The sequence below is a fragment of the Pseudomonas sp. IT-P176 genome (assembly GCF_949767245.1).
Classification (GTDB): domain Bacteria; phylum Pseudomonadota; class Gammaproteobacteria; order Pseudomonadales; family Pseudomonadaceae; genus Aquipseudomonas.
Genome location: NZ_CATKPN010000036.1, coordinates 1 through 24,421, shown reverse-complemented (window position 1 = coordinate 24,421; position 24,421 = coordinate 1). Strand labels below are relative to the sequence as shown.

At 64.4% G+C, this 24,421-nt stretch carries 20 protein-coding genes and 1 riboswitch; of the genes, 9 read left to right on the top strand and 11 right to left on the bottom strand.

Going from position 1 to position 24,421, the window contains the following annotated elements; genetic code table 11:
• Positions 1-26: 26 nt before the first annotated feature.
• The gene (locus tag ACM6IP_RS09400) at positions 27-1,163 is read right to left on the bottom strand and encodes an NAD(P)/FAD-dependent oxidoreductase (protein WP_159995176.1); all 1,137 of its coding nucleotides are present in this window, start codon (positions 1,161-1,163) and stop codon (positions 27-29) included.
• A gap of 186 nt (positions 1,164-1,349) precedes the next feature.
• On the opposite strand from ACM6IP_RS09400, the gene ACM6IP_RS09395 reads away from it, so the two are divergent.
• Positions 1,350-1,973 (top strand): helix-turn-helix domain-containing protein, encoded by a 624-nt coding sequence (locus ACM6IP_RS09395; protein WP_095170153.1) that lies wholly within the window; start codon positions 1,350-1,352, stop codon positions 1,971-1,973.
• Positions 1,974-1,986: 13 nt separating this feature from the next.
• Here the strand turns inward: ACM6IP_RS09395 and ACM6IP_RS09390 are convergent, their stop codons facing one another.
• From ACM6IP_RS09390 to ACM6IP_RS09380, 3 genes are all read right to left on the bottom strand, one after another.
• Positions 1,987-2,415: an N-acetyltransferase gene (locus ACM6IP_RS09390; RefSeq protein ID WP_401125744.1), complete on the bottom strand. Its 429-nt coding sequence runs from the start codon at positions 2,413-2,415 to the stop codon at positions 1,987-1,989.
• 1 nt (position 2,416) lies between these two features.
• On the bottom strand, positions 2,417-3,136 hold the full coding sequence (locus ACM6IP_RS09385; RefSeq protein ID WP_414861337.1) for an SDR family NAD(P)-dependent oxidoreductase: 720 nt from the start codon (positions 3,134-3,136) through the stop codon (positions 2,417-2,419).
• A gap of 159 nt (positions 3,137-3,295) precedes the next feature.
• Complete coding sequence (locus ACM6IP_RS09380; RefSeq protein ID WP_414861336.1) at positions 3,296-5,188, bottom strand: sigma-54-dependent Fis family transcriptional regulator; 1,893 nt, start codon at positions 5,186-5,188, stop codon at positions 3,296-3,298.
• Between the two features lie 333 nt (positions 5,189-5,521).
• Between ACM6IP_RS09380 and ACM6IP_RS09375 the strand changes: the two genes are divergently transcribed.
• The 5 genes from ACM6IP_RS09375 (at position 5,522) to ACM6IP_RS09355 (ending at position 10,896) form a co-directional block, all read left to right on the top strand.
• On the top strand, positions 5,522-6,598 hold the full coding sequence (locus ACM6IP_RS09375; RefSeq protein ID WP_401125739.1) for an ATP-NAD kinase family protein: 1,077 nt from the start codon (positions 5,522-5,524) through the stop codon (positions 6,596-6,598).
• Positions 6,599-6,600: 2 nt separating this feature from the next.
• Positions 6,601-7,578 carry a thiamine pyrophosphate-dependent dehydrogenase E1 component subunit alpha gene (locus ACM6IP_RS09370; protein WP_159995184.1) on the top strand — a complete coding sequence of 326 codons (978 nt, stop codon included), beginning with the start codon at positions 6,601-6,603 and terminating at the stop codon, positions 7,576-7,578.
• Positions 7,579-7,612: 34 nt separating this feature from the next.
• On the top strand, positions 7,613-8,632 hold the full coding sequence (locus ACM6IP_RS09365) for an alpha-ketoacid dehydrogenase subunit beta (protein ID WP_414861335.1): 1,020 nt from the start codon (positions 7,613-7,615) through the stop codon (positions 8,630-8,632).
• Positions 8,629-9,741 (top strand): acetoin dehydrogenase dihydrolipoyllysine-residue acetyltransferase subunit, encoded by a 1,113-nt coding sequence (locus ACM6IP_RS09360; RefSeq protein WP_414861334.1) that lies wholly within the window; start codon positions 8,629-8,631, stop codon positions 9,739-9,741. The genes ACM6IP_RS09365 and ACM6IP_RS09360 overlap by 4 nt, the downstream gene beginning before the upstream one ends.
• 90 nt (positions 9,742-9,831) lie before the next feature.
• On the top strand, positions 9,832-10,896 hold the full coding sequence (locus ACM6IP_RS09355) for a 2,3-butanediol dehydrogenase (protein ID WP_320334553.1): 1,065 nt from the start codon (positions 9,832-9,834) through the stop codon (positions 10,894-10,896).
• Between the two features lie 18 nt (positions 10,897-10,914).
• Here ACM6IP_RS09355 and ACM6IP_RS09350 read toward each other — a convergent pair whose 3' ends face one another.
• Positions 10,915-12,411: a PLP-dependent aminotransferase family protein gene (locus ACM6IP_RS09350; protein WP_414861333.1), complete on the bottom strand. Its 1,497-nt coding sequence runs from the start codon at positions 12,409-12,411 to the stop codon at positions 10,915-10,917.
• A gap of 150 nt (positions 12,412-12,561) precedes the next feature.
• On the opposite strand from ACM6IP_RS09350, the gene ACM6IP_RS09345 reads away from it, so the two are divergent.
• Positions 12,562-13,761 carry a benzoate/H(+) symporter BenE family transporter gene (locus tag ACM6IP_RS09345; RefSeq protein WP_414861332.1) on the top strand — a complete coding sequence of 400 codons (1,200 nt, stop codon included), beginning with the start codon at positions 12,562-12,564 and terminating at the stop codon, positions 13,759-13,761.
• Between the two features lie 55 nt (positions 13,762-13,816).
• Here ACM6IP_RS09345 and ACM6IP_RS09340 read toward each other — a convergent pair whose 3' ends face one another.
• A complete protein-coding gene (locus ACM6IP_RS09340; protein WP_320334267.1) occupies positions 13,817-14,248 on the bottom strand; it encodes a glycine zipper domain-containing protein in 432 nt (143 codons plus the stop codon).
• Positions 14,249-14,341: 93 nt separating this feature from the next.
• Positions 14,342-18,052 (bottom strand): methionine synthase, encoded by a 3,711-nt coding sequence (gene metH / locus ACM6IP_RS09335; RefSeq protein ID WP_414861331.1) that lies wholly within the window; start codon positions 18,050-18,052, stop codon positions 14,342-14,344.
• Positions 18,053-18,206: 154 nt separating this feature from the next.
• Here metH and ACM6IP_RS09330 point away from each other — a divergent pair, with 154 nt between their 5' ends.
• Positions 18,207-20,498 (top strand): fatty acid cis/trans isomerase, encoded by a 2,292-nt coding sequence (locus tag ACM6IP_RS09330; protein WP_414861330.1) that lies wholly within the window; start codon positions 18,207-18,209, stop codon positions 20,496-20,498.
• Positions 20,499-20,636: 138 nt separating this feature from the next.
• Positions 20,637-21,221, top strand: a complete 585-nt coding sequence (gene nfuA / locus ACM6IP_RS09325) for a Fe-S biogenesis protein NfuA (protein ID WP_045057579.1) — start codon at positions 20,637-20,639, stop codon at positions 21,219-21,221.
• Positions 21,222-21,417: 196 nt separating this feature from the next.
• Here nfuA and cobM read toward each other — a convergent pair whose 3' ends face one another.
• The 4 genes from cobM to ACM6IP_RS09305 all read right to left on the bottom strand — a co-directional run bounded on the left by cobM (position 21,418) and on the right by ACM6IP_RS09305 (position 23,560).
• Positions 21,418-22,164, bottom strand: coding sequence for a precorrin-4 C(11)-methyltransferase (cobM, locus tag ACM6IP_RS09320; protein WP_414861329.1), 747 nt, complete (start codon positions 22,162-22,164; stop codon positions 21,418-21,420).
• 81 nt (positions 22,165-22,245) lie between these two features.
• Entirely contained in the window at positions 22,246-22,659 is a 414-nt protein-coding gene (locus tag ACM6IP_RS09315) for a cobalamin biosynthesis protein (protein ID WP_095170168.1), read from the bottom strand.
• On the bottom strand, positions 22,656-23,360 hold the full coding sequence (locus ACM6IP_RS09310) for a CbtA family protein (protein WP_414861328.1): 705 nt from the start codon (positions 23,358-23,360) through the stop codon (positions 22,656-22,658). Before ACM6IP_RS09310 ends, ACM6IP_RS09315 begins: the two co-directional genes overlap by 4 nt.
• A gap of 11 nt (positions 23,361-23,371) precedes the next feature.
• Positions 23,372-23,560: a CbtB domain-containing protein gene (locus ACM6IP_RS09305; RefSeq protein WP_095170170.1), complete on the bottom strand. Its 189-nt coding sequence runs from the start codon at positions 23,558-23,560 to the stop codon at positions 23,372-23,374.
• A 98-nt stretch (positions 23,561-23,658) separates the two neighbouring features.
• Positions 23,659-23,885: riboswitch (cobalamin riboswitch) on the bottom strand.
• Between the last annotated feature and the right edge of the window lie 536 nt (positions 23,886-24,421).

Below are 24,421 nucleotides of genomic sequence, written 5' to 3'. Positions count from 1 at the left end.
CGGAACCTCGGTTGTTGGGTGAGTGATTAACGCAAGCGCGCCGGCGCCAGGCGCAGGGGATCGACGCCTTGCTGGTGCAGGTGGTCGGGCAAGGGTTGATCCAGCAGCAGGGCGCAGGCCAGTTGCGAGACCGCGGCGGCGGACTGGATGCCATAGCCGCCCTGCGCCGCCAGCCAGAAGAAGCCAGCGCATTGATCGTCCCAGCCGACCACCAGGTCGCCGTCGGCCACGAAGGAGCGCAAGCCGGCCCAGCTGTGGCGCGGGCGACGAATCTGCAAAGAGGTGGCGGCTTCGATGTGATAGATCCCGGTGGCGATGTCCAGCTCTTCGGGCATCACGTCCTGGGCGTGTACGGGGTCGGCGTTGGCCGGCGAGCCCAGCAACTGACCGGCATCGGGCTTGAAGTAGAAACTCTCGTCGATGCCGATCACCGCGGGCCAGCGGGAGAAGTCGGTGTCTGTGGGGCCGTCGAAGGTAAAGGCGCTGCGCCGGCACGGCTGCAGGCCAATCGGGGCCACACCGCACTGCTGCGCCACCTGGTCAGCCCAGGCGCCGGCCGCGTTGACCAGGGTTCGCCCACGCACTTGACGGCCGTCGGCCAGGGTCAGGGCCCAGGCATCGCCTTCTCGATTGGCTGCACACAGTTCGGCATCACACATCAGTTCACCGCCGGCGCGGCGCATGGCCCGCAGAAAACCCTGGTGCAAGGCGTGCACATCGAGGTCTCGGGCATCGGTTTCGAGGATCGCCCCGCCGATTGCCTCGGCCCGCAGGCACGGCACCAGCGCCAGGGCTTGCTCGGCGTCGATCAAGGACACATTGGCCGCGCAGCTGCGCAGGCTGGCATAGGTTTGTTCGAGCAGGGGCTGTTGTTGCGGGCTGGCGATGTACAGGCAGCCCCGGGGTTCCAGCAACGGATGTTCCGTAAACCCTGCTGGTGGTTGTTCGTAGAACGCCCGGCTGGCACGGGTCAGCGCCTGGATCTGCGGGGTGCCGTAGGCTTCCATGAACATTGCGGCGGAGCGGCCGGTGGCGTGATAGCCGGGCTGCGACTCGCGTTCCAGGACCAGCACACTGGCCTGTCCCGCCAGGCGATAGGCCAGGGAGGCCCCTGCAATACCGCCGCCGATGATAACGAAATCGAAACAATCGCTGTCGTGCATGCCCAAGGACCTCCGTGGTGGGTGGGGGGAGAAATGACGACGCCCGCACCGGCTGGATAAATTCTCACATAAGAGAAATGTAAGATATGAGAATTTGCCAGTCAAGCCATTGCCTTGAGGTAATATCGCGCCACGCATCCGGCCCGGCTCCCCAGGGCCTGAAAATTGGTATGACAGAGAGACTGCATGAGTTCCAGCCGCCCACCGCTCGCCTCCAATACCCAGGCCCATCCGCTGATTGACCGAGCCCAGGTTGGCGCACGCCTGCGGGCGATCCGCAAACTCCAGAAGTTGACCCTCAAGCAATTGTCCGAACGTTCAGGCGTGGCCTTGTCGACCCTGTCGAAAATGGAGTTGGCCCAAGTCTCGGTGAGCTACGAAAAACTCGCGGCGGCGGCGCGTGCCCTGAGCGTCGACATTGCCCAGTTGTTCAGCCCGGCCAAGGACCGTACGGACCTGGTGCAACCGACAGTGGTCAGCACGGCCATCGACAGTGCCGCGGGCTACAGCACCGGCAACTACGACTACCACCCAATGGCCGGCGATTTCCCCGGGCGCAGCATGACGCCGATGTACGCGCGGATCTTTGCCCGGGAACTGACCCAGTTCGACGACTACATCCGCCACCCCGGGCAAGAGTTTGCCCTGGTGCTCAGCGGGCGGGTGCGCATCCAGTTCGAAACCGGCGAGTCCATCAGCATCGGCTGCCGCGAAACCGCCTATTTCAACAGCGCCATTGGTCATATCTACCTGGCGCAAAGCGACGACGGGGCGGATGCCGAAGTGATGGTGGTGATGTCGGAGCGCTGAGCCTGCCTGGCGGTTATTGGCCGCCGCAACGCATGCTGTATTCGCGGTGGCCGGTGTGTGCGTCCGTCTGCTCGCTGACCACGACGAAGCCCTGGGCCAGATAGAACCGACAACTGGCCTGGTTCTCCTGGTAAACCGACAGGTTCAGCACGGCTCTCTGGTTTTTCGCATGGGCGAGCAACTGGCTGCCAATGCCCTGGCCTTGCAATGCCGGCGCCACAAACAGGGCGGCCAAATTGTCACCGTGCAGCGCATGGAAGCCGACTACCCCACCGTCACGCTCGAACACGTAGACCTCTGAGGCTGGCAGGTAAAGCGTGCGCATGGCGTCGACCTGGGATAACCAGAACGAGGCGTCGATAAAATCGTGGGCCTGGATAGAAGCTGACAGCCAGATATCCAGGACCGCGTCGGTGTCCTGCGGGGTACTGATCCTGATCATTTCAGAAGCGCTCATCCAGCAGGGCCGGCAGGGTAATGTCCTTGACGTAGCTGGCCGCGGACAGGCTCAGCACCATGCGCACTACCTGCACCACGTCGTGGACCGGAATCAACTGGCCTTCGCCACGCTGCTCGGCCAACTCGCGGGGCGTGCTGAGCGGGTCGTCGGTGTTCAAGTAGCCCAGGTTCAGGCAGGTGACCGCCAGGCGTTGCTGACGGTAGCCTTCGCGCAGTGCATCGGCGATCCCGTGCAGGGCAAACTTGGAGGCGCCGAAGGCTACTTCCGGACGACCACTTTGCGCCAGGCCGGAGGTCGAGCCGGTGAGGATGATCCGTGGGGTTGGGCTTTTCAGCAGCAGCGGCAGCAGGCGTTTGATCAGCAGGATAGGCGCGGTGATGTTGCAACTGACGATGGCTTGCAGTTGCTGGTCGTCATCGGCAAGGAAGCTGTAGGCCGGATCAAACGCGCGCTCTTCCCAGATGCCCAGGTTGTAGACCAGGGTGTCGAGGCCGTCGGCAGCCACCGCCAGCTCGATGACCCGGGCTGCCTCGGCCGGTTCGCCGAGGTTGGCTTCCAGCCAACGCACCTGCACTCCAGCGAGGGGCAGCAGGTTTTCCGGGCGGCTGCGGGAAACCCCGATCAGCGTGTCCCCGGGCTCCCCCAGGCCCTCGATCAAGGCTCTGCCCAATCCTTTGCTAGCACCGACCACCAGGGTTTTCATCGATTGTCTCCTTGACCCGACTGACAGAATTGAGCGCGGATGCAAACAGAGGTGGGGGGTATTGGCAATTGACCGGATGTTTCCAGATATGACCAGGTGTCTGGGGCATGCAAAATCTGCAAGCCGCCAAAACCCCTGTGGGAGCGGTGTATGTGAGATTCAGGCTGGGCTTCTCCCCGGCATCTCGATGCCATGCTGGTGCACCCGGCGGTACAGGGTTGCCCGGGAGATGCCGAGGGCCTTGGCGGTGGCTGTGGGTTTCCAGCGGTGACGGATCAGGGCGTCGATCAGGGCCTGGCGTTGCGGGCTGGGCTCGAGCTCCCGGGCATCCTCGGATGCCGGGCCGGGCAGGCCCTGGCTGTGCAGGGGTTCGGGCAGGTGGCAGGGCTGGATCAGCGGCCCTTCGCACACCGCGCAGGCGTAGCGCAGCACGTGGCGCAACTGCCGGACATTGCCTGGCCAGCGATAGCCGAGCAGGCACTCCAGGGCGGCGCTGCCCAGTTGCAGGGTAGTAGCGCAGTGGCTCGACTCTTCAGCGAGGATCCGGTTGATCAAGGCCAGGCGGTCACTGCGTTCGCGCAGCGGGGGCAACTGGAAACGCGCGCCCCCCAGGCGAAAGTACAGGTCCTCGCGGAACTCGCCGGCGGCCACCAGGCTTTCCAGGTCACGGTGACTGGCGCAGATCACCTGCAGGTCCACCGCCTTGCGCCGTGAAGCGCCCAGGGGGGCCACTTCGCCTTCCGCCAGCACCCGCAGCAGGCGGGTCTGCAGTGCCAGCGGCATGTCGCCGATCTCGTCGAGGAACAGCGTGCCGCCGTCGGCCTGTTGCAGCAGGCCGGGCATGCCCTTGTGCGAGGCCCCGGTAAAGGCCCCGGCGACGTAGCCGAACAACTCGCTCTCGATCAGGCTTTCCGGGATGGCCGCACAGTTGATCGCGACGAAGGGTTGCTCCCGGCGTTGGCTGGCCTGGTGCAATTGGCGGGCGAAGACTTCCTTGCCCGAGCCGGTCTCACCCTGGATCAGCACCGGCAGGTTGCGGTCCTTGACCCGTACCGCCAGGCGCAGGCTCTCGGCCAGGCGTGGGTCCAGTTCGGCCGGGCTCAACACCAGGCGCTGGCGGCTGCGGTTGCTGCGGCGGGGCGCGCTCAGGCGTCCGTGCAAGGCCTGGGTGCCCGCCTGGTGGTGCAACAGGCACAGCGATTCGTCGCGGGCGGCCTGCAGCTGTGCTTGATCGAACACCTGGCCGATGTGTTCCGGCAGCCGGCCAAAGCCGTGCAGCAGCCATTGGCGCGCCGCCGGGTTGAGCGCTTGCAGGCGACCGTCGTCGTCCCAGGCCAGCAGGTAATCGGGCTGGCTGTCGACGTACCCCGGGCTGCGGTGCGCGCGCAGCACCCAGTAGCCCTGGACGCTGTTCATGAAAAACGCCTGTTCGATTTCCCGCGCGCTCTGCACCACCATCTGCCGGATCAGGTGCTGGGAACGACGCTCGTCCGGCGAGCGCACGGCCGATACATCAAGCACCCCGAGCAACTCACCCTGAGGGTCGAACACCGGTGCCGCGGAGCAGGTGAGGCCGATAAAGGCCGCCCGAAAGTGGTCGCGCTTGTGCACCGTCACCGGGGTGCGGGCGGTGAGTACCGCGGCCACGCCGCAGGTGCCTTCTTCGCCCTCCGACCAGCAGGTACCCAGGTACAGGCCGGCTTTCTGGCAATCGTTGCGGATCGTGCTTTCAACCCGGTAGTCGATGGTCTGGCCCTGGGCATCGGTGAGCAGCACGCAGTAGTCGGCATCTCGCACGCGGCCGTGGAGGCGGGCGACTTCTTCGCTGGCGATGCGCAAGAACAGCTCCGAGCGCTCGCGGCATTCCTGCAGCACGTTGTGCGAAAGGATCCGTGGCCCCTGCAGCGAGCCGGGGTCCAGATGGTGTTGCTCCATGGAGCGGCGCCAGGAGTCGAGGATCAGGTCGGGCACAGGCAACTGCGGCAAATGGGCAGCGTTCTTCAAGACCCGGCTGACGCAATCCACGTGCGCCTTCGAGTGTACGGAAAGCATTCAGGCCTCCGGTTCCAGCTTCTTGTCGTTGTGCGGCCATTAAGCGCCGATCAATGCCCGCAGACAAGCGCCAGCGGGCGCACGGCTGCGCGTGAGACGCGACGTCTCACGGTCTCGGTGCCGCCCCGTGCAACCTGACATCCGACGTCTCAACCGGACCTGGCCCGGCGTTGCGATCAGGCGGATGAAAAGCCTCTGCAACGGGCTTCTCCGACGGTTATTGGAAAACTGGCACCAGGCTTGCTCTAGCCCTGGCAAGCCTGACAACAATAATTCGAGGTGCCTTATGTCCTGCCATTGCGGCTTTGTGCCTGAGCTGTCCCGGAGCGCGCCATGAGCCGCCCGCCGTTGACCGTGGGAATCATCGCCAACCCGGCGTCCGGGCGTGACGTGCGCCGCCTGACCGCCAACGCCGGGCTGTTTTCCAGCACCGACAAGGTCTCGGTGATCCAGCGCCTGCTCGCCGCCTTTGGGGCCACCGGCATCGAGCGGGTGCTGCTGCCCACCGACATGACCGGTATCGCCGCCGCCGTCCAGAAAAACAGCCACAGCCGCCAGGCCCGCGAGAGCCACTGGCCGGCCCTGGAGTTTCTCGACATCACCTTGCGCCAGAGCGTCGCCGACACCCGCCAGGCCGCGCGCCTGATGGCCGAGCGCGGCGTCAGCCTGATCGCCGTGCTCGGTGGCGACGGCACCCACAAGGCGGTGGCCGGCGAGATCGGCGACATCCCCATGCTGACCCTGTCCACCGGCACCAACAACGCTTTCCCGGAACTGCGCGAAGCCACCAGTGCCGGCCTGGCCGGTGGCTTGTACGCCAGCGGACGGATTCCCCCGGCCATCGCCCTGCGTCGCAACAAGCGGCTGGTGGTGCGGGAGCCGAACCGGGGCCTGTGCGAGATCGCCCTGGTGGATGTCGCGGTGTCCTCGTTGCCCTTCGTCGGCGCCCGGGCCATTAGCCGAGCCGCGGACCTGGCACAAGTCTTCGTGACTTTTGCCGAGCCGCAATCGATCGGCCTGTCGGCCCTCTGCGGGCTGTGGCTGCCGGTGTCGCGGCAGGCGCCGGGCGGGGCCTGGATGCGCCTCGATGGCCAATCCCCGGAGGCCCTGCTGGTGCCGCTGGCGCCAGGCCTGCTGCAAGGCTGCGGCGTGCTGGCGGCCGGCAGCCTGGAACCCGGCGTCGCCCATGGCCTGGCGCTCGCCAGCGGGACCCTGGCCCTGGACGGCGAGCGCGAGATCGAATTCAACGTCCACGACCGACCCACCGTCACCCTCGATGCCGGCGGCCCGCTGAGCATCGATGTGCATGCGGCCCTGGCATATGTCGCGCAAGAGCGCCTGCTGGCCATCGGTCGCGAACACCCGCAACACCCCGTGAACCTTCAGTCCCAAGACACTCCTGGAGAATAAAAATGTCGACACCGCTGACTGCTGAAAAATTGCTGCATGCCTACCAGGTGATGCGCACCATCCGCGCCTTCGAAGAGCGCCTGCACGTGGAATTCGCCACCGGCGAGATTCCCGGTTTTGTCCACCTGTACGCCGGCGAGGAAGCGTCGGCCGCCGGGGTCATGGCCCACCTGGGCGATGACGATTGCATTGCCTCCAACCACCGTGGCCACGGTCACTGCATCGCCAAGGGCGTTGATGTGTACGGGATGATGGCCGAGATCTACGGCAAGAAAACCGGGGTCTGCCAGGGCAAGGGCGGCTCCATGCACATCGCCGACTTCGAGAAGGGCATGCTCGGTGCCAACGGCATTGTCGGGGCCGGCGCACCGCTGGTGGTCGGTGCGGCACTGGCCGCCCGGCTCAAGGGCACCGACAGCGTTGCGGTGGTGTTCTTCGGCGACGGCGGCTCCAACGAAGGGGCTGTGTTCGAAGCGATGAACATGGCCTCGGTGTGGAACCTGCCGTGCCTGTTCATTGCCGAGAACAACGGCTATGCCGAGGCCACGGCCTCCAACTGGTCGGTGGCCTGCGACCATATCGCCGACCGCGCCGCCGGTTTCGGCATGCCCGGGGTCACGGTGGATGGGTTCGACTTCTTTGCCGTCCACGAAGCCGCCGGCGCCGCCGTGGAGCGGGCCCGGGCCGGGGAGGGGCCGTCGCTGATCGAGGTCAAGCTGACCCGCTACTACGGACACTTCGAAGGTGATGCCCAGACCTATCGGGCCCCGGACGAGGTCAAGCATTTCCGTGAGCACAACGACTGCCTGATGCAGTTTCGCGAGCGCACCACCCGCGCCGGCTTGCTTGAGGCCAGCCAACTGGACCGCATCGACCAGGAGGTCGAGTCGTTGATCGAGAACGCCGTACGCAAGGCCAAGTCCGACCCCAAGCCGAGCGCGGCCGACCTGCTGACCGACGTCTACGTCTCCTATCCCTGAACGCCCCCCTATAACAAGAATCGAGACTTTCATCATGGCGAGAAAAATCAGTTATCAGCAGGCAATCAACGAAGCCCTGGCCCAGGAAATGCGCCGCGATCCCAGCGTGTTCATCATGGGTGAAGACGTGGCCGGCGGTGCCGGTGCCCCTGGCGAAAACGATGCCTGGGGCGGTGTACTGGGCGTGACCAAGGGCCTCTATCACCAGTTTCCCGGGCGGGTGCTCGACACCCCGTTGTCGGAACTGGGGTATGTCGGCGCGGCGGTGGGGGCGGCGACCTGTGGCGTGCGTCCGGTGTGTGAGTTGATGTTCGTCGACTTCGCCGGTTGCTGCCTGGACCAGATCCTCAACCAGGCCGCTAAATTTCGCTACATGTTCGGCGGCAAGGCCTCCACGCCGCTGGTGATTCGCACCATGGTCGGCGCCGGGCTGCGCGCCGCTGCCCAGCACTCGCAAATGCTCACCTCCCTGTGGACCCACATCCCGGGCCTGAAAGTGGTCTGCCCCTCGTCCCCCTACGACGCCAAGGGCTTGCTGATCCAGGCCATTCGCGACAACGACCCGGTGATTTTCTGTGAGCACAAACTGCTCTACAGCATGCAGGGCGACGTGCCGGAAGAGCTCTACACCATCCCGTTTGGCGAGGCCAACTTCCTGCGCGATGGCAAGGACGTGACCCTGGTGTCCTACGGGCGCACCGTCAACACCGCGATGGACGCGGCCCGCAGCCTGGCCGGGCGCGGTATCGACTGCGAGGTGATCGACCTGCGCACCACCAGCCCGCTGGACGAAGACAGCATCCTCGAAAGCGTCGAGAAGACCGGGCGCCTGGTGGTGATCGACGAAGCCAACCCGCGCTGCTCGATGGCCACCGACATCTCGGCGCTGGTGGCGCAAAAGGCCTTCGGCGCACTCAAGGCGCCGATTGAAATGGTCACCGCGCCGCACACCCCGGTGCCGTTTTCCGATGCCCTGGAAGACCTCTACATCCCTGACGCGGCGAAGATCGAGAACGCCGTGCTCAAGCTGATTGAGTGGAGCAAGCGTTCATGAGCCAGATCCATACCCTGACCATGCCCAAGTGGGGCCTGTCGATGACCGAAGGCCGGGTGGATGCCTGGCTCAAGGAGCCAGGGCAAGCCATCAACAAGGGCGACGAAGTGCTGGACGTGGAGACCGACAAGATCTCCAGCAGTGTCGAGGCGCCGTTTTCCGGGGTGCTGCGACGCCAGATCGCCCGCCAGGACGAAACCCTGGCCGTCGGTGCCTTGCTCGGGATTGTGGTCGAGGGCGACGCCAGCGAGGCCGAGATCGATGCCGTGGTCGAGCAGTTCCAGGCGGCGTTCGTGCCGGGTGCCGGCGCCGAGGAAGACCTGGGACCGAAACCGCAGAAGGTCGAGCTCGATGGCCGGGTGATCCGCTACTTCGAGCGCGGCGCAGGCGGTATCCCGCTGGTGCTGGTGCACGGCTTTGGTGGCGACCTGAACAACTGGCTGTTCAACCACCAGGCCCTGGCGGCCGAACGCCGGGTGATCGCCCTGGACCTGCCCGGGCATGGCGAGTCGAGCAAGCAACTGCAACGCGGCGACCTGGATGAGTTGAGCGGCGTGCTGCTGGCCTTGCTCGATCACCTGGATATCGCCCAGGTGCACCTGGTGGGCCATTCCATGGGCGGCGCGGTGTCCTTGAATGCGGCGCGCCTGGCGCCCCAGCGGGTGCGCTCGCTGAGCCTGATCGGCAGCGCCGGCCTGGGCCCGCAAATCAACGGCGACTACCTGCAAGGCTTCATCGAAGCAGGCAACCGCAATGCCCTCAAGGCGCCGCTGGTGCAACTGTTCTCCAACGCCGAGCTGGTCAACCGGCAGATGCTCGAAGACATGCTCAAGTACAAGCGCCTGGAAGGGGTCGACGATGCGCTGCGGCAACTGGCGAACACGCTGTTTCACGCGGGCCGGCAACAGGTCGACCTGCGTGCCGTGGTGCAGGACGCCCGGCACCCGGTGTTGGTGATCTGGGGCAGCGACGACGCGATCATTCCGGCGGCCCATAGCCAAGGTCTGGCAGCCCAGGTCGAGATCCTGCCGGGCCAGGCGCACATGGTGCAGATGGAAGCGGCGGAGCAGGTCAACTGCTTGCTCCTGGACTTCGTGCAGAGCCACTGAACGCGCTCCCGGTGACCCGCGACGGTCACCGGCAGCCTTTGTTTTCAAGGAGATTTCACCATGAGCCTGATCAATAACCCGCCCCGCAGCATGCGCGCCGCCGTCTGGCATGGCCGCCACGATATCCGGGTCGAAGACGTACCGTTGCCCGTGGCACCTCCCGCCGGTTGGGTGCAGATCCGCGTCGAGTGGTGCGGCATCTGTGGTTCCGACCTGCACGAGTATGTGGCCGGGCCGGTGTTCATCCCGGTGGACGCGCCGCATCCGCTGACCGGGATCAAGGGCCAGTGCATCCTCGGTCACGAGTTCTGTGGCGAGATCGTCGAAATCGGCGCCGGGGTCGAGGGCTTCAGTGTTGGCGAACCGGTGGCCGCCGATGCCTGCCAGCATTGCGGCACCTGTTACTACTGCACCCACGGGCTGTACAACATCTGCGAGAACCTGGCTTTCACCGGCCTGATGAACAACGGTGCCTTTGCCGAACTGGTCAACGTGCCGGCCAACCTGCTGTACAAGCTGCCGGCCAACTTTCCCGCCGAAGCCGGGGCGCTGATCGAGCCCTTGGCCGTGGGCATGCACGCGGTGAAAAAGGCCGGCAGCCTGCTGGGGCAGAACGTGGTGGTGGTTGGTGCCGGGACCATCGGCCTGTGCACCATCATGTGTGCCAAGGCCGCCGGAGCGGCACAGGTGATCGCCCTGGAAATGTCCGGAGCGCGCAAGGCCAAGGCGCTGGAGGTGGGCGCCAGTCATGTGCTCGATCCCCAGGAGTGTGATGCCCTGGCCGAGGTCCGGCGCCTGACCGGGGGCCTGGGGGCCGATGTCAGTTTCGAATGCATCGGCAACAAGCACACGGCCAAGCTGGCCATCGACCTGATCCGCAAGGCTGGCAAGTGCGTGTTGGTGGGCATCTTCGAGGAGCCCAGCGAATTCAACTTTTTCGAGCTGGTAGCCACCGAGAAACAGGTGCTTGGCGCGCTGGCCTACAACGGCGAGTTCGCCGACGTGATCGCCTTTATCGCCGACGGCCGCCTGGACATCACGCCGCTGGTGACCGGGCGCATCCAGTTGGAGCAGATCGTCGGCCAGGGTTTCGAGGAGCTGGTCAACAACAAGGAGCACAACGTCAAGATCATCGTCTCACCCAGCCGTATCTAAAGCCTCCCGGGCGGGTGCTTAATCGAGGGACCGCCCTGCGAGCTGGGCCTCAATCAGTTGGCACAGGCTGCGTACCGCTGCCGGCATGGCGTCTGCCGCGGTGTTGCCAAAACCCAGCAGGAGTCCATGGCGCGCCGCGCTCGGGCGCGTCACCCACAGGCTCGACAAGGACCCCGCGCCGATCTGTCGGCGGCGTGCGGCCAGGGTCAGCGCCTGGTCGTCACAGCCTTCAGGCAAGTACGCCAGCAGGTGCAAGCCGGTGGCCGCCGTCGCCACTGAAAGCAGGCCATCGGCGTGGCTGTCGAGGGCTGCGAGCAAGGCGGCGCGGCGCTCGCTATAGAGTGCCTTGGCGCGGCGAATATGACTGCCCAGGTGGCCGTTGCCAATGAAGTCGGCGGCCGTCGCCTGCAATGACTTAGGCACCCGATGCCCGCTGCCGTTGCGCACCCGTTGCAGGACATCCACCAAGCCCTCGGGCGCCACCAGGAACCCCAGGCGCAGGCCGGGGATCAACAGCTTGCTCAAGGTGCCCACATAAATCACCCGGCCGTTGTGGCCATCCAGCGCCTTGAGCGCAGGGGTCGGTCCACAGTCATAGCGGAACTCGCTGTCGTAGTCGTCTCCGAGGATCAGCGCATTGGCTTGGTCTGCCCATTGCAGCAGGGCCAGGCGCCGGGCCAGGCTCATGGTCACGCCGGTGGGGTATTGGTGCGAGGGCGACACCAGTGCCAGCCGGGCATCGGGGGCCAGGCGGCGACCGGCCTGCACGTCCAGGCCCTCGGCATCCACCGGCACGCCAACGGTTTCCAGCCCGGCGAGGATCAGGCTGCGGTACGTCGCATCGTAGCCGGGGTTTTCGACCCAGGCCCGCTCGCCACGGTCGGTGAGGGCGAGCGCGGCGATCGAGACCGCGGCCTGGGCGCCGGGGGTGATGATGATCTGCTCGGCCGTACAGACCACGCCACGGGCCACTCCCAGATACTCCGCCAGGGCCTGGCGCAAGGGCAGCGAGCCCTGGGGATCGCCGTAGGACGAGTGAGTCGGCAGCCGGCCACGCCAGAATCGCCCTTCGAGTCGGCCCCACAGGGCATAGGGAAAGGCATCCAGGGCAGGAAGGCCGGGGGTCAGCGGCCAGTCGGGATGCCCCAGCGACATGGAGTCCGGCCCGGCCAGTTGCCGGGCGCGCAAGGAGCCGCCCAGTAACCCCGGCGGCGCGGTGGGCGAGGGCGGCGGCCGGGCGTTGATCCGGCTCGCGACATAGGTGCCGGCCCCTTGTCGTGCCTCGCAGAATCCCTCGGCCAGCAGTTGCTCGTAGACCCCGGTCACGGTCATGCGCGACACCCCCAACTCCTGCGCCAGCAGGCGCGAGGCGGGCAGGCGGATGCCGGGCTTCAAGGTGCCGTCGGCGACCCCCTTGCGGAAAAACCGCAGCAGTTGTTCGCGCAATGTCAGCGGGCTGTCGGGGCTGGGGACAAAGGCGTTCCAGACCGGGTAAGCGGTCGCGCGGGTCTTCATGGGCAAGGGACAGCCAAAGGGAAAGTGGTCTAATTTATCTGCTGGAAGTGGATATTTCAAACAGTCCATTTTGTCCCGATACTGGCGCCACTGTTAGCCCAGCTCCCCAGGCCAGGCCTGGTGGCGCGCACGTTTGAAGGTCAATCACGGATGAACCACAGCGCTGTTGCCTTACCCCTGAAATCCAGCGATCTGCTGCACCCGGTCGTGGCGGCCCTGATCTCGGTGATCGTCAATTACGGCGGCACTTTCATCCTGGTATTCCAGGGCGCCACGGCCGCCGGACTCAGTCCTGAGTTGACCGCCTCGTGGATCTGGTCGATCTCGATCGGGGTCGGCTTGACCGGGGCCTGGTTGAGCTACCGCTACCGCGAGCCGATCATCACGGCCTGGTCGACCCCCGGTGCGGCCTTTCTGATCACGGTGCTGCCCCACACGCCTTTTGCCGAAGTCATCGGAGCCTACCTGCTATCGGCCGCTGGTTTCGTGATACTGGGGTTGTCGGGCTACTTCGAGCGGCTGGTCAGGCTGATTCCGCCGGGGATTGCCGCAGGCCTGCTGGCGGGCATTCTGTTGCGCTTCGGCATGGGCGCGTTTGGTAGCGCGAGTGTCGATCCGCTGCTGGTGGGCGTGCTGATTGTCAGCTACGGCGTACTACGTCGTTTCACCGCCCGCTACGCCATAGTCGGCGTGCTGCTGATCGGCATCGCGCTACTGCTGGGGATGGGCCAGGTCAGTTTCGACCGTGTCGAGTTGAGCCTGGCAGCGCCGGTCTGGACCACGCCTGAGTTTTCCGTCAACGCGCTGCTCAGCGTCGCCTTGCCGTTGTTTCTGATCACCCTCACCGGGCAATACATGCCGGGCATGCTGGTGTTGCGCAACGACGGATTTACCACCAGCGCCAACCCGATTATCACGGTGACGGGGCTGGGGTCATTGCTGATGGCGCCGTTCGGCTCCCACGCGTTCAACGTGGCGGCGATCACGGCTGCCATCTGCACCGGCCCGGAGTCCCACGAAGAGCCCGGCAAACGCTACATCGCCGGCCTCGCCTGCGGGCTGTTCTATGTGCTGGTGGGGGTATTCGGCACTACCCTGGCCACTTTGTTCGTGGTCCTGCCAGCCACCTTTATCAGCACGTTGGCCGGCCTGGCCTTGCTGGGGGCAATAGGGGGCAGCCTGGCGACGGCGGTGAGTGATGTGCGAGGACGGGAAACGGCGTTGATCACCTTTTTGGCGACTGCGGCCAATGTCACCTTGCTCGGGCTGGGCGGGGCATTCTGGGGGTTGTTGGTGGGGCTGGCGATGCATGGCTTGATCCATGCCGGGGTGCGGGTGAAGCGCGGGTAAAGGTTGCGGTGTGACCGTGGGAGCTGCCGCAAGGCAGCTCCCTCAAGACCACCAATCAGTGGTTTTTGTTTTTGTGCTTGTTCTTGTGTTTGTGCTTATGGCTGTTGCCGCCAGAGCTGTGATGATCGTCGTCATCGGCCAGGTTGTTGCCAACCGCGCCGCCCGCGGCACCGCCAAGGCCGGCGCCGATGGTCGAGCCGGTGGAGCCGCCCAACTGGTTGCCGATTACCGAGCCACCGGCTGCGCCGAGGCCGCCACCAATCGCGGCTTCATTCTTGTTGCCTTTGGGGGCGGCGATGGCACCGCCCGCAGCACCGCCAACACCCGCGCCGATCGCTGCGCCAGTGCTGCCGCCGATCTGTTGGCCGAGGACGTTACCCAGCGCACCACCTATCCCGCCGCCGACGGCAGCAGTGCCATCTCCGGCAGCCATGGCGCCTTGGGTGATCAGAATGCCTAGAGCAAGAGTAGACAGGATCAATCGCATGATGGGGGTCTTCCGTGTGTTCACGCTGTGGGGGGAAACTTGAAGTTTAGAGGGCGCGGCGTCGATAAAGTTCGACCCGCACCCACTCAAGCCTCAGTTGTCATAGCCCAGGTTGGGTGCCAGCCAACGCTCGCTCACGCTCAATTCCTGGCCTTTGCGGGCGGTGTAGCTCTGCACCTGATCCTTGTCGATCTTGCCCACGGCAAAATACTGCGCCTGCGGATGGGCGAAGTACCAGCCGCTGACCGCAGCTGCCGGGAACATCGCATAGTGCTCGGTGAGGAACACGCCGCTGCGGCCGGCCTTGAGCTCCGAGGCTTGCGGGTCAAGCAGCTTGAACAGGGTCGACTTCTCGGTGTGATCCGGGCAGGCCGGGTAGCCGGGGGCCGGACGGATGCCGCTGTACTGCTCCTTGATCAGCGCCTCGTTGTCCAGCACTTCGTCCTTGGCATACCCCCAGTGTTCCTTGCGCACCTGTTGGTGCAACCACTCGGCGCAGGCCTCGGCCAGACGATCGGCCAGGGCCTTGACCATGATCGAGTTGTAGTCGTCGCCCGCGTCCTGGTAGGCCTTGGCCACTTCCTCGGCGCCGATCCCGGCGGTGGTGATGAAGCCGCCGACGTAGTCGGTGACGCCGCTGTCCTTGGGTGCAACGAAGTCGGCCAGGGAAAAGTTCGGCTTGCCGTCGGTCTTGATGATCTGCTGGCGCAGGTGGTGCAGGCGGGCGATTGGCTTGCCGTCGTCACCGTAGACTTCCAGGTCGTCGTCGTGCACCTGGTTGGCCGGCCAGAAGCCGAACACCGCACGGGCGCTGATCAGTTTCTCGTCGATCAGCTTGGCGAGCATCTCCTGGGCATCGGCGTACAGCGCGGTAGCGGCTTCACCCACCACTTCGTCCTGCAGGATGCGCGGGAATTTGCCGGCCAGGTCCCAGGAAATGAAGAACGGCGTCCAGTCGATGTACTCGGCCAGGACCTTCAGGTCAATGTTGTCCAGGACCTTGGCGCCGGTGAAGGTGGGCTTCACCGGTGCGTAGCTGCTCCAGTCGAACTGCGGCTTCTTGGCAATCGCCGCTGGGTAGCTCAGGCGTTCGGTGCGGGCACTGCGGTTGGCGGTACGCTCGCGGACTTCGATGTATTCCTCGCGGGTTTTCGCGACGAATCCGGCCTTCAGTTCCTTGGACAGCAACTGCGTGGCCACGCCCACCGCACGGGAGGCGTCGGTGACGTAGACCACTGCGTCGTTGCTGTACTTGGGTTCGATCTTCACCGCCGTATGGGCCTTGGAGGTGGTCGCGCCACCGATCATCAGCGGCAGGTGGAAGTCCTGGCGCTGCATCTCGCGGGCGACGTGGACCATCTCGTCAAGCGACGGGGTGATCAGGCCGGACAGGCCGATGATGTCGCACTTCTGTTCCTTGGCCACCTGCAGGATCTTCTCCGCCGGGACCATCACGCCGAGGTCGACGATGTCGTAGCCGTTGCACCCCAGGACCACGCCGACGATGTTCTTGCCGATGTCGTGCACGTCGCCTTTCACGGTGGCCATGAGGATCTTGCCTTTGGCCTCCGGTTTGTCGCCTTTTTCCAGTTCGATGAACGGAATCAGGTGGGCTACGGCCTGCTTCATTACCCGGGCGGATTTCACCACCTGGGGCAGGAACATCTTGCCGGCGCCAAACAGGTCGCCGACGATGTTCATGCCGGACATCAACGGGCCTTCGATGACTTCGATCGGCCGGGCGAAGGACTGGCGCGACTCTTCGGTGTCTTCGACGATGTGGGTGGTGATGCCCTTGACCAACGCGTGTTCCAGGCGCTTGTTGACGGCCCAGCTGCGCCATTCCTCGGTCTCGGCTTCCTTGACGCTGCCATCGCCCTTGTACTTGTCGGCGATGGCGAGGAGGGCGTCGGTGCCGTTCGGAGTACGGTTGAGCACCACGTCTTCCACGGCGTCGCGCAGTTCGCTAGGGATCTGGTCGTAGATCTCCAGTTGGCCGGCGTTGACGATGCCCATGGTCAGGCCGTTGCGGATCGCGTACAGCAGGAACACCGAGTGGATCGCCTCGCGCACCGGGTTGTTGCCACGGAACGAGAACGACACGTTGGACACCCCGCCCGACGTCAGGGCGTAGGGCAGTTCGTCACGGATGTAGGCGCAGGCGTTGATGAAGTCGACCGCGTAGTTGTTGTGCTCCTCGATGCCGGTGGCGACGGCAAAGATGTTCGGGTCGAAGATGATGTCTTCCGGTGGGAAGTCCACTTCGTTGACCAGGATGTCGTAGGAGCGCTTGCAGATTTCTTTCTTGCGCGCTTCGGTGTCGGCCTGGCCGGCCTCGTCGAAGGCCATCACCACCACGGCGGCGCCGTAGCGCTTGCACAGCTTGGCGTGGTGAATGAACTGCTCGACGCCTTCCTTCATGCTGATGGAGTTGACGATGCCCTTGCCCTGGATGCACTTGAGGCCGGCTTCGATCACTTCCCATTTCGAGGAGTCGATCATGATGGGCACGCGGGAGATGTCCGGCTCGCCGGCAATCAGATTGAGGAAGGTGACCATGGCCTTCTTCGAGTCGAGCATGCCCTCGTCCATGTTGATGTCGATCACCTGAGCGCCGGCTTCCACCTGCTGCAGGGCGACTTCGAGGGCTTCGGTGTAGTTGTCTTCGCGAATCAGCCGGGCGAACTTGGCGGAACCGGTGATGTTGGTCCGCTCGCCGACGTTGACGAACAGCGAGTTGCGATCGATGGTGAAGGGCTCCAGGCCCGACAGCCGGCAAGCCTTGGGGATTTCTGGAATCTGCCGCGGGGCATAGCCGGCAACGGCCTTGGCGATGGCCTCGATGTGCCCTGGCGTGGTGCCGCAGCAACCGCCGACGATGTTGAGGAAGCCGCTTTGGGCGAATTCTTCGATGACCCTGGCGGTTTCCTCCGGCAGTTCGTCGTACTCGCCGAACTCGTTCGGCAGGCCGGCGTTGGGGTGCGCCGAGACATGGGTGTTGGCCTTGTTCGACAGTTCTTCGAGGTACGGACGCAGCTCACTGGCACCCAGGGCGCAGTTCAGGCCGACGGAAATCGGCTTGGCGTGGGCAATCGAGTTCCAGAAGGCTTCGGTGGTCTGCCCCGACAGGGTGCGACCGGAAGCATCGGTGATGGTCCCGGAAATCATGATCGGCAGTTCGAAACCCAGCTCCTCGAACACGCCCTGCACGGCGAAAATCGCTGCCTTGGCGTTGAGGGTGTCGAAAATGGTCTCGATCAGGATCAGGTCGGCGCCGCCCTCGATCAGGCCCTTGGCGGCTTCGGTGTAGTTCTCCACCAACTCGTCGAAGGTCACGTTGCGGTAGCCGGGGTTGTTGACGTCTGGCGACAGCGAGCAGGTGCGGCTGGTCGGCCCGATCACGCCCGCGACGAAACGCGGCTTGTCCGGGGTTTCCAGGGTTTTGGCGTCGGCCACCTTGCGTGCCAGGCGCGCACCTTCTACGTTCAATTCGTAGGCCAGGCCCTGCATGCCGTAGTCGGCCAGGGATACCTGGGTGGCGTTGAAGGTGTTGGTTTCGAGAATGTCGGCGCCGGCATCCAGGTAGGCCTTCTCGATCGAGCCGATTACGTCCGGGCGAGTCAGGACCAGCAGGTCGTTGTTGCCCTTGACGTCGCTTGGCCAGTCGGCGAAGCGTTTGCCGCGATAATCCTGTTCCTCGAGCTTGTAGCTCTGGATCATCGTGCCCATGCCGCCATCGAGAATCAGGATACGTTCTTTGAGGGCTTGCTTGAGAACGTGGAGGCGAGCACTGCGATCGGACATGGGGACTACCTGGTCAGGCGATTACGAAGGGCCGGAATCATAACAAACCTGTGCGCTATTGGGGCATGAGCAGGATTTGCATGAATATCGCTCATGTTGGAGGTGGAGCCGGACCGGTAGAATCGCGGCGTTTTTCATGATCGGGACCAGGGACATGTCGTATCGCGTTTTCATCAGCCTTTTTGCGCTGCTCATCAGCAGTGCCGCCTTTGCCCAGGGACCGGCGCCGGCGATTTCCTATACCCGCGACATTCAACCGATCTTCACGCAAAAGTGCGTGGCCTGCCACGCCTGCTACGACTCCGCCTGCCAGCTCAACCTGGGCAGTGGCGAAGGCGCAGCGCGGGGCGCGACCAAGATCCCGGTGTACGCCGGCGACCGTAGCAAGGCTGCGAACCCGACGCGGCTTTATTATGACGCGTTCGGCAAGGCGGCCTGGCAACACAAGGATTTTTACTCGGTACTGGATGCCCAGGGCAGCCAGGCCGCGCTGATGGCGCGCATGCTCGAACTGGGCCATCAGACTCCGTTGCAACCCAACGCCAAGCTGCCGCAAGAGATCGTCCTGGGCCTGAACCGGGCCAACATGTGCCCGCAGCCAGGGGAGTTCGACGCCTATGCCAAGCAGCACCCCAAGGAGGGCATGCCGCTGGCGGTGACCGGCCTGACCACGGCGCAGTACCAGACCCTGCAGCGCTGGCTGGCGTCCGGGGCGCCCATCGATGAACAGGGCCTGGCTCCCAGCGCCCAGGAAGCACTGCAGATCGTGCAGTGGGAAAATCTGCTCAACGCTCCCGGCGCCCGTGAAAGCCTGGTGGCGCGCTGGCTGTATGAGCACTTGTTCCTGGCCCACCTGTACTTCAAGGATGGCGAGCAGGGTCACTTCTTCCAGTGGGTGCGTTCGCGCACGCCCACCGGCCAGCCGATCGACCTGATCAACAGCCGGCGGCCCAATGATGACCCGGGGACCCAGGTGTATTACCGCCTGTGGCCAGTGCAAGGGGTGATCGTGCACAAGACCCACATCACCTATCCCTTGAGCCCGGGGAAAATGGCCCGGATCAAGAGCCTGTTCTACAGCGGCAACTGGCAGGTCGACGCCTTGCCCGGCTATGGTCCGGAACGCCGTGCCAACCCGTTCGAGACCTTCCAGGCGATTCCGGCCCAGGCCCGCTACCAGTTCATGCTCGATAACGCCGAGTACTTCGTGCGCACTTTCATTCGTGGGCCGGTGTGCCGCGGACAGATCGCCACCGATGTGATCCGTGACCATTTCTGGGCCATGTTCCAGGCGCCGGAACATGACCTGTATATCGTCGACCCGAACTACCGCGGCCAGGCCACGCCGTTGCTGGCGATGCCCGGGCAGAATGACGACGTCGGCAGTGTGCTGAGCCTGTGGCACGCCTACCGCGACAAGCGCAACGAGTACGAAACCCTGCGCCAGGATGCCTACGCCGATGCCCCGGCGCCGAGTTGGTCGTCCTTGTGGGCGGGTAACGACAACGCCTTGCTGAGCATCTTTCGCCACTTCGACAGTGCCTCGGTGACCAAGGGCCTGATCGGCGACGTACCGCAGACCCTGTGGCTGTTCGACTTCCCGTTGCTGGAGCGCACCTATTACCAGTTGGCGGTAAATTTCGACGTGTTTGGCAACGTGTCCCACCAGGCCCAGACCCGGCTGTATTTCGACCTGATCAGGAATGGCGCCGAGCAGAATTTCCTGCGCTTGATGCCCGCCGACTCCCGCGACGATTACCTCGACGACTGGTACCAGAACAGCGGCAAGTTCAAGATGTGGATGGATTACGCCAGCATCGACAACGACACGCCGACCGCGCTCAAGCTTGCGCCGAAAGACCCCAAGCGCGACTTCGTCCAGCAGTTGCTGGCCCGTTATGGCGACCTCAACGCCCGGCCGGATCCGATCAACCGCTGCAGTGGGGCCTACTGTTCCCGGCCGAACATCGACCCGGCCCTGCAGAATGCCGAGCAAACTCTGAGCCGCCTGACGTCACGCCCGGCGGCTGGGTTGAAGGTGATCGAGCAGATGCCGGAAGCGACCATGCTGCGCATCGAAACCAGCGATGGCAAACGTGAGGTCTACAGCCTGCTGCGCAACCGCGCCCACAGCAACGTGGCGTTCATGCTCGGCGAGTCGCTGCGCTATCAGCCCGGATTGGACACCATGACCTTGTATCCGGGGGTGCTCAGCAGCTATCCGAACTTCATGTTCAACATCCCGGCCGACGAAGTGCCGGAATTCGTCGAAGACATGGAGAACGCCAAGGACGCCCAGCGTTTTGAACGAATCGTCGGGCGCTGGGGCATTCGCCGCAGCCACCCGCAGTTCTGGGTGTATTTCCACGATTTGAGCCAGTACCTCCATGAGACCGACCCGGTGGAAGAGGGCGTGCTGGACATGAACCGCTACGAGAACCTCTGACCCAAACCTGCTGCAGGAGTTGGCAAGCCGGCTCCTGCAGCAGCTGTTTTCGACAGGGCTTTATCCCGACAAAAATACTGGGACTTTGTCCGGCGCCATGATTGGCGTAAACTGCGCCCAAGCCTGCGAGGAATTTCCATGACCGCCATTACCATTACCGACGCCGCCCACGACTATCTGGCTGATCTGCTCTCCAAGCAGAACACCCCGGGGATCGGCATTCGGGTCTTTATCACCCAGCCTGGCACCCAGTACGCCGAAACCTGCATTGCCTACTGCAAGCCGGGCGAAGAAAAACCTGAAGACACCGCGCTGGGGCTCAAAAGCTTCACCGCCTACATCGACTCGTTCAGCGAGGCCTTCCTCGACGACGCCGTGGTCGACTACGCCACCGACCGCATGGGCGGCCAGCTGACCATCAAGGCGCCGAACGCCAAAGTACCGATGGTCAACGCCGACAGCCCGATCAACGAGCGCATCAACTACTACCTGCAAACCGAAATCAACCCGGGGCTGGCCAGCCACGGCGGTCAGGTCAGCCTGATCGACGTCGTGGACGACGGCATTGCCGTGTTGAAGTTCGGTGGCGGCTGCCAGGGCTGCGGCCAGGCGGACGTGACCTTGCGCGAAGGCATCGAGCGCACCCTGCTGGAGCGTGTTCCCGAGCTCAAGGGCGTGCGCGACGTGACCGACCACACGCAGAAAGAAAACGCCTACTACTAAGGTGTTCGCTGCGAGATGAAAAAACGGCGCCCGTGAGCGCCGTTTTTTTATGGCCAACCCTTGTGAAACCTGTAGCAGCTGCCGAGCCCGCGAGGCTGCGTTCGGCTGCGAAGCAGCCGCCAAGGACCCGCACCAACCTGGCGAGGACTGCGTCCTCGAACGCAGCCTCGCCAGCTCGGCAGCTGCTACAAACCCTTCAGGGCCGGTACAGATGCGCGTGCCCGGCCCGGTACAGCGACGACTCGCTGAAGGTGTCCGCTGCCAGCACCCGGCCCACCAGGATCAGCGCCGTGCGTCGGAATCCCTTGGCCTGGACCCTGTCGACGATGTCGTCGAGGGTGCCCAGGACCCAGTCCTGATCCGGCCAACTGGCCTTGTGCACCACGGCAATGGGGCAGTCGGCGCCGTAGTGGGGTAGCAGTTCGGCGACGATTTTCGCCAGGTGGTTGACCCCCAGGTGAATCGCCATGGTCGTGCCATGCCGGGCCAGGCTGGCGAACTCCTCACCGGCCGGCATCGTGGTTTTATCGGCGTAGCGGGTCAGGATCACGCTTTGCGCGATGTCCGGCAGGGTCAGTTCGACCCCCAGCAACGCCGCACAGGCCGCCGTGGCCGTGACGCCGGGGATGATTTCGAAGGGGATGCCCAGCGCGCGCAGATGGCGGATCTGCTCGCCAATCGCCCCGTACAGGCTCGGGTCGCCGGAATGCACGCGTGCCACGTCGTGACCCTGGGCGTGGGCTTGGCTGATCAACTCGATGATCTGTTCCAGGTGCAGTTCGGCACTGTTGACCACCTGGTGCGCCCGGTGGCCCTGGAGCACTGCTTCAGGCACCAGTGAGCCGGCGTAGATGATCACCGGGCAGCTGTGAATCAGCCGTTGGCCCTTGACGGTGATCAGTTCCGGGTCGCCGGGACCTGCGCCGATGAAGTAGACGGTCATGGCCGGCTCCTGTGAAAAAAACGACAAGGCAAGGCTTCAGATGAAGTTTGCTCATGATCGAAAGGGTGGATTATCGGGATTTTACGAAGCGCAGGCCAATGCAAAGGTGGCCTGGGCGTATTTCTGCCGGCAAATCAGCAGGGTTGCCGGGGCCTGGGCCAGTTGTTCGGCCAGGGCCAGGGCGGCGCTTTCGGCCACGCCATAACAACCGGTGCGTTCGAACGCGATCTGCGACTGGTGGCTGAGGCGGGCTTGATACTGGGCCAGTTGTTCGCTGCTGAAGTACATCAGCGGCAGTCCCAGTTGGGCGGCCAGTTCAAGCAGTCCAGGCTCCTCGCGCTTGAGGTCGATGCTGGCCAGGGCCTTGATCGAGTGCAGGTCGATCTGGTTCGCCTGCAGGGCCTGATCGAGTAACGCGCGCAGCGTGCTCGCTGGGCAGCCACGCTGGCAGCCCAGGCCGACCACCAGGGTCGGCGCTGCGCGGGTGTCACTCATGCAGGCAACTGGTCTGCGCTGTTGCGGCGGAACAACCAGGCGCTGAGCACGCCCAGGGCCAGCCAGAAAGCCACGTTGGTCAGTTGCGAAGCGATTTTGAACTGCGTTTCCAGTTCTTCCGGCGCCAGCATCGAATGCACGGTCGGTTGGGGCGCGCCGATCACATGGGGTACCGCCAGGATCGCAACGCCCAGCAGCTTGAGCAGCCAGTTGCGGCCGAACGCGATCAGGGCAATGCCGGCGGCGGTCGAGGCCGCCGTAGCGATCCACCACATCTGCCGTTGGCCCAGGTCGGCCGCGGCGGTGCCCGGCAACTCGGGTGGCAGGCCGAGGGTCGGTGCCAGGACGAAGGTGGCATAACCGGCCAGGCCCCAGAGCAGGCCCTGGGAAGTGCGGGTCGGCGCGCGCAGGGTGTAGAGGCCGGCCAGCATCAGGGCAAAACCGACGGCCACCACCAGGTTGCCGCCCGTGGTCGATAGCACACGCTGCCAGCCGTCTTCCGGTTCCCAGGCTTCGCCGTCATGGCTGTGGGCCGCGGTGCCGGCGGCGTGTTCATGGACTTCTGCTGCCGCGGGTGCGGACTGTTCGTAAGTCTCGGCCTGCAGAATCAGCGGGGCGACCCAGAAACTCTGCAACAGCGTCAGCAGCAGGGCAGCCAGCAGCCCGCTGAAACCTGCGGTTTGTGCAATACGCTTGATCATCTGGGCAGGTCTCAGTGGCACGGGAAGGCGGCGCTGTGGCGGGTATCGTGGGCGGCGTTATGCACGGCCTCGATATGGGAGAACCCGGCGAAGTACACCAGGCACACACCCAGGATCGATGCGCCGATGGCGGCAACGAGGCGTTGGCCCAGGGTGGTGGTGCTGGCGGTGGCGTGGCGGGTGCTGGTGATGGTCGACATGGCGCTTCCCTCTGGTCAGTCAGGGGTGAAACGTGCGCATGCAAACCTCCGCGAGCCGGGCACGCAGAGACTTGAACAGCGCCCGCCCACCGCGGGTTTGTTAGCTATGTGTTGCGGGCCGGTCTCCGGGCTCACGAGGGGCGGGCTGTGGCCACACCTGCAAGAATCGCCTTCCCATGCCGTACGACTGGCACAGTGGATCTGACTCTTCGCTCGCTTACCGTTGCGGGGGCAGCACCGGACTGACATGGCTTTGCAGTAAAGCACATGATTCACCGGTTTCCCGTTTCACCCTGTGAAGGGCACCCGTAACAAGGTGTGTAGGAGAGCATGGGCGGGGGATTGACGTCAATTGGCATGGGTTCTCAACTCGGGGTCTGAGTCGCCGCCATCGCGGCATAGGTATCTACACAACTGTGGTGCGACGTTGCACCTGTGGAGAGAGAACCTGCTTGGGTCGTGACCTCTGGGCCGACCAGGATGTTGGATCAGGCCGAGTACATATCCATTTCTTCGGTAACGGCCTCCTATGGTTCCGCCTGACGGCGGCTCACTTTTGGACAGCGCAAAAGTAAGCAAAACGCTCTTGCCCACCACTCGGTGCCTCGCTCAGGCTCGGCATGCCCGTACTCCGACATTGATTTGGGGGGCCGCCGCAATGGGCCATCCATGGCCCAGTGCGGCTAAACCGGCGTCCTGCCGGTTTACCCCCCAAATCAATATCGGACTCCGGCCAGCGTGGTTAACGGGCGCCCAGGATCAAAAACAAAGCGAGGCGGCCTTAGAGCCGACCTGATCGCTAGGGCATGCGCGGTGTAGCTTCTACTTCCCAAGACGCTGACGAAGTCAGCAATCTTTTGA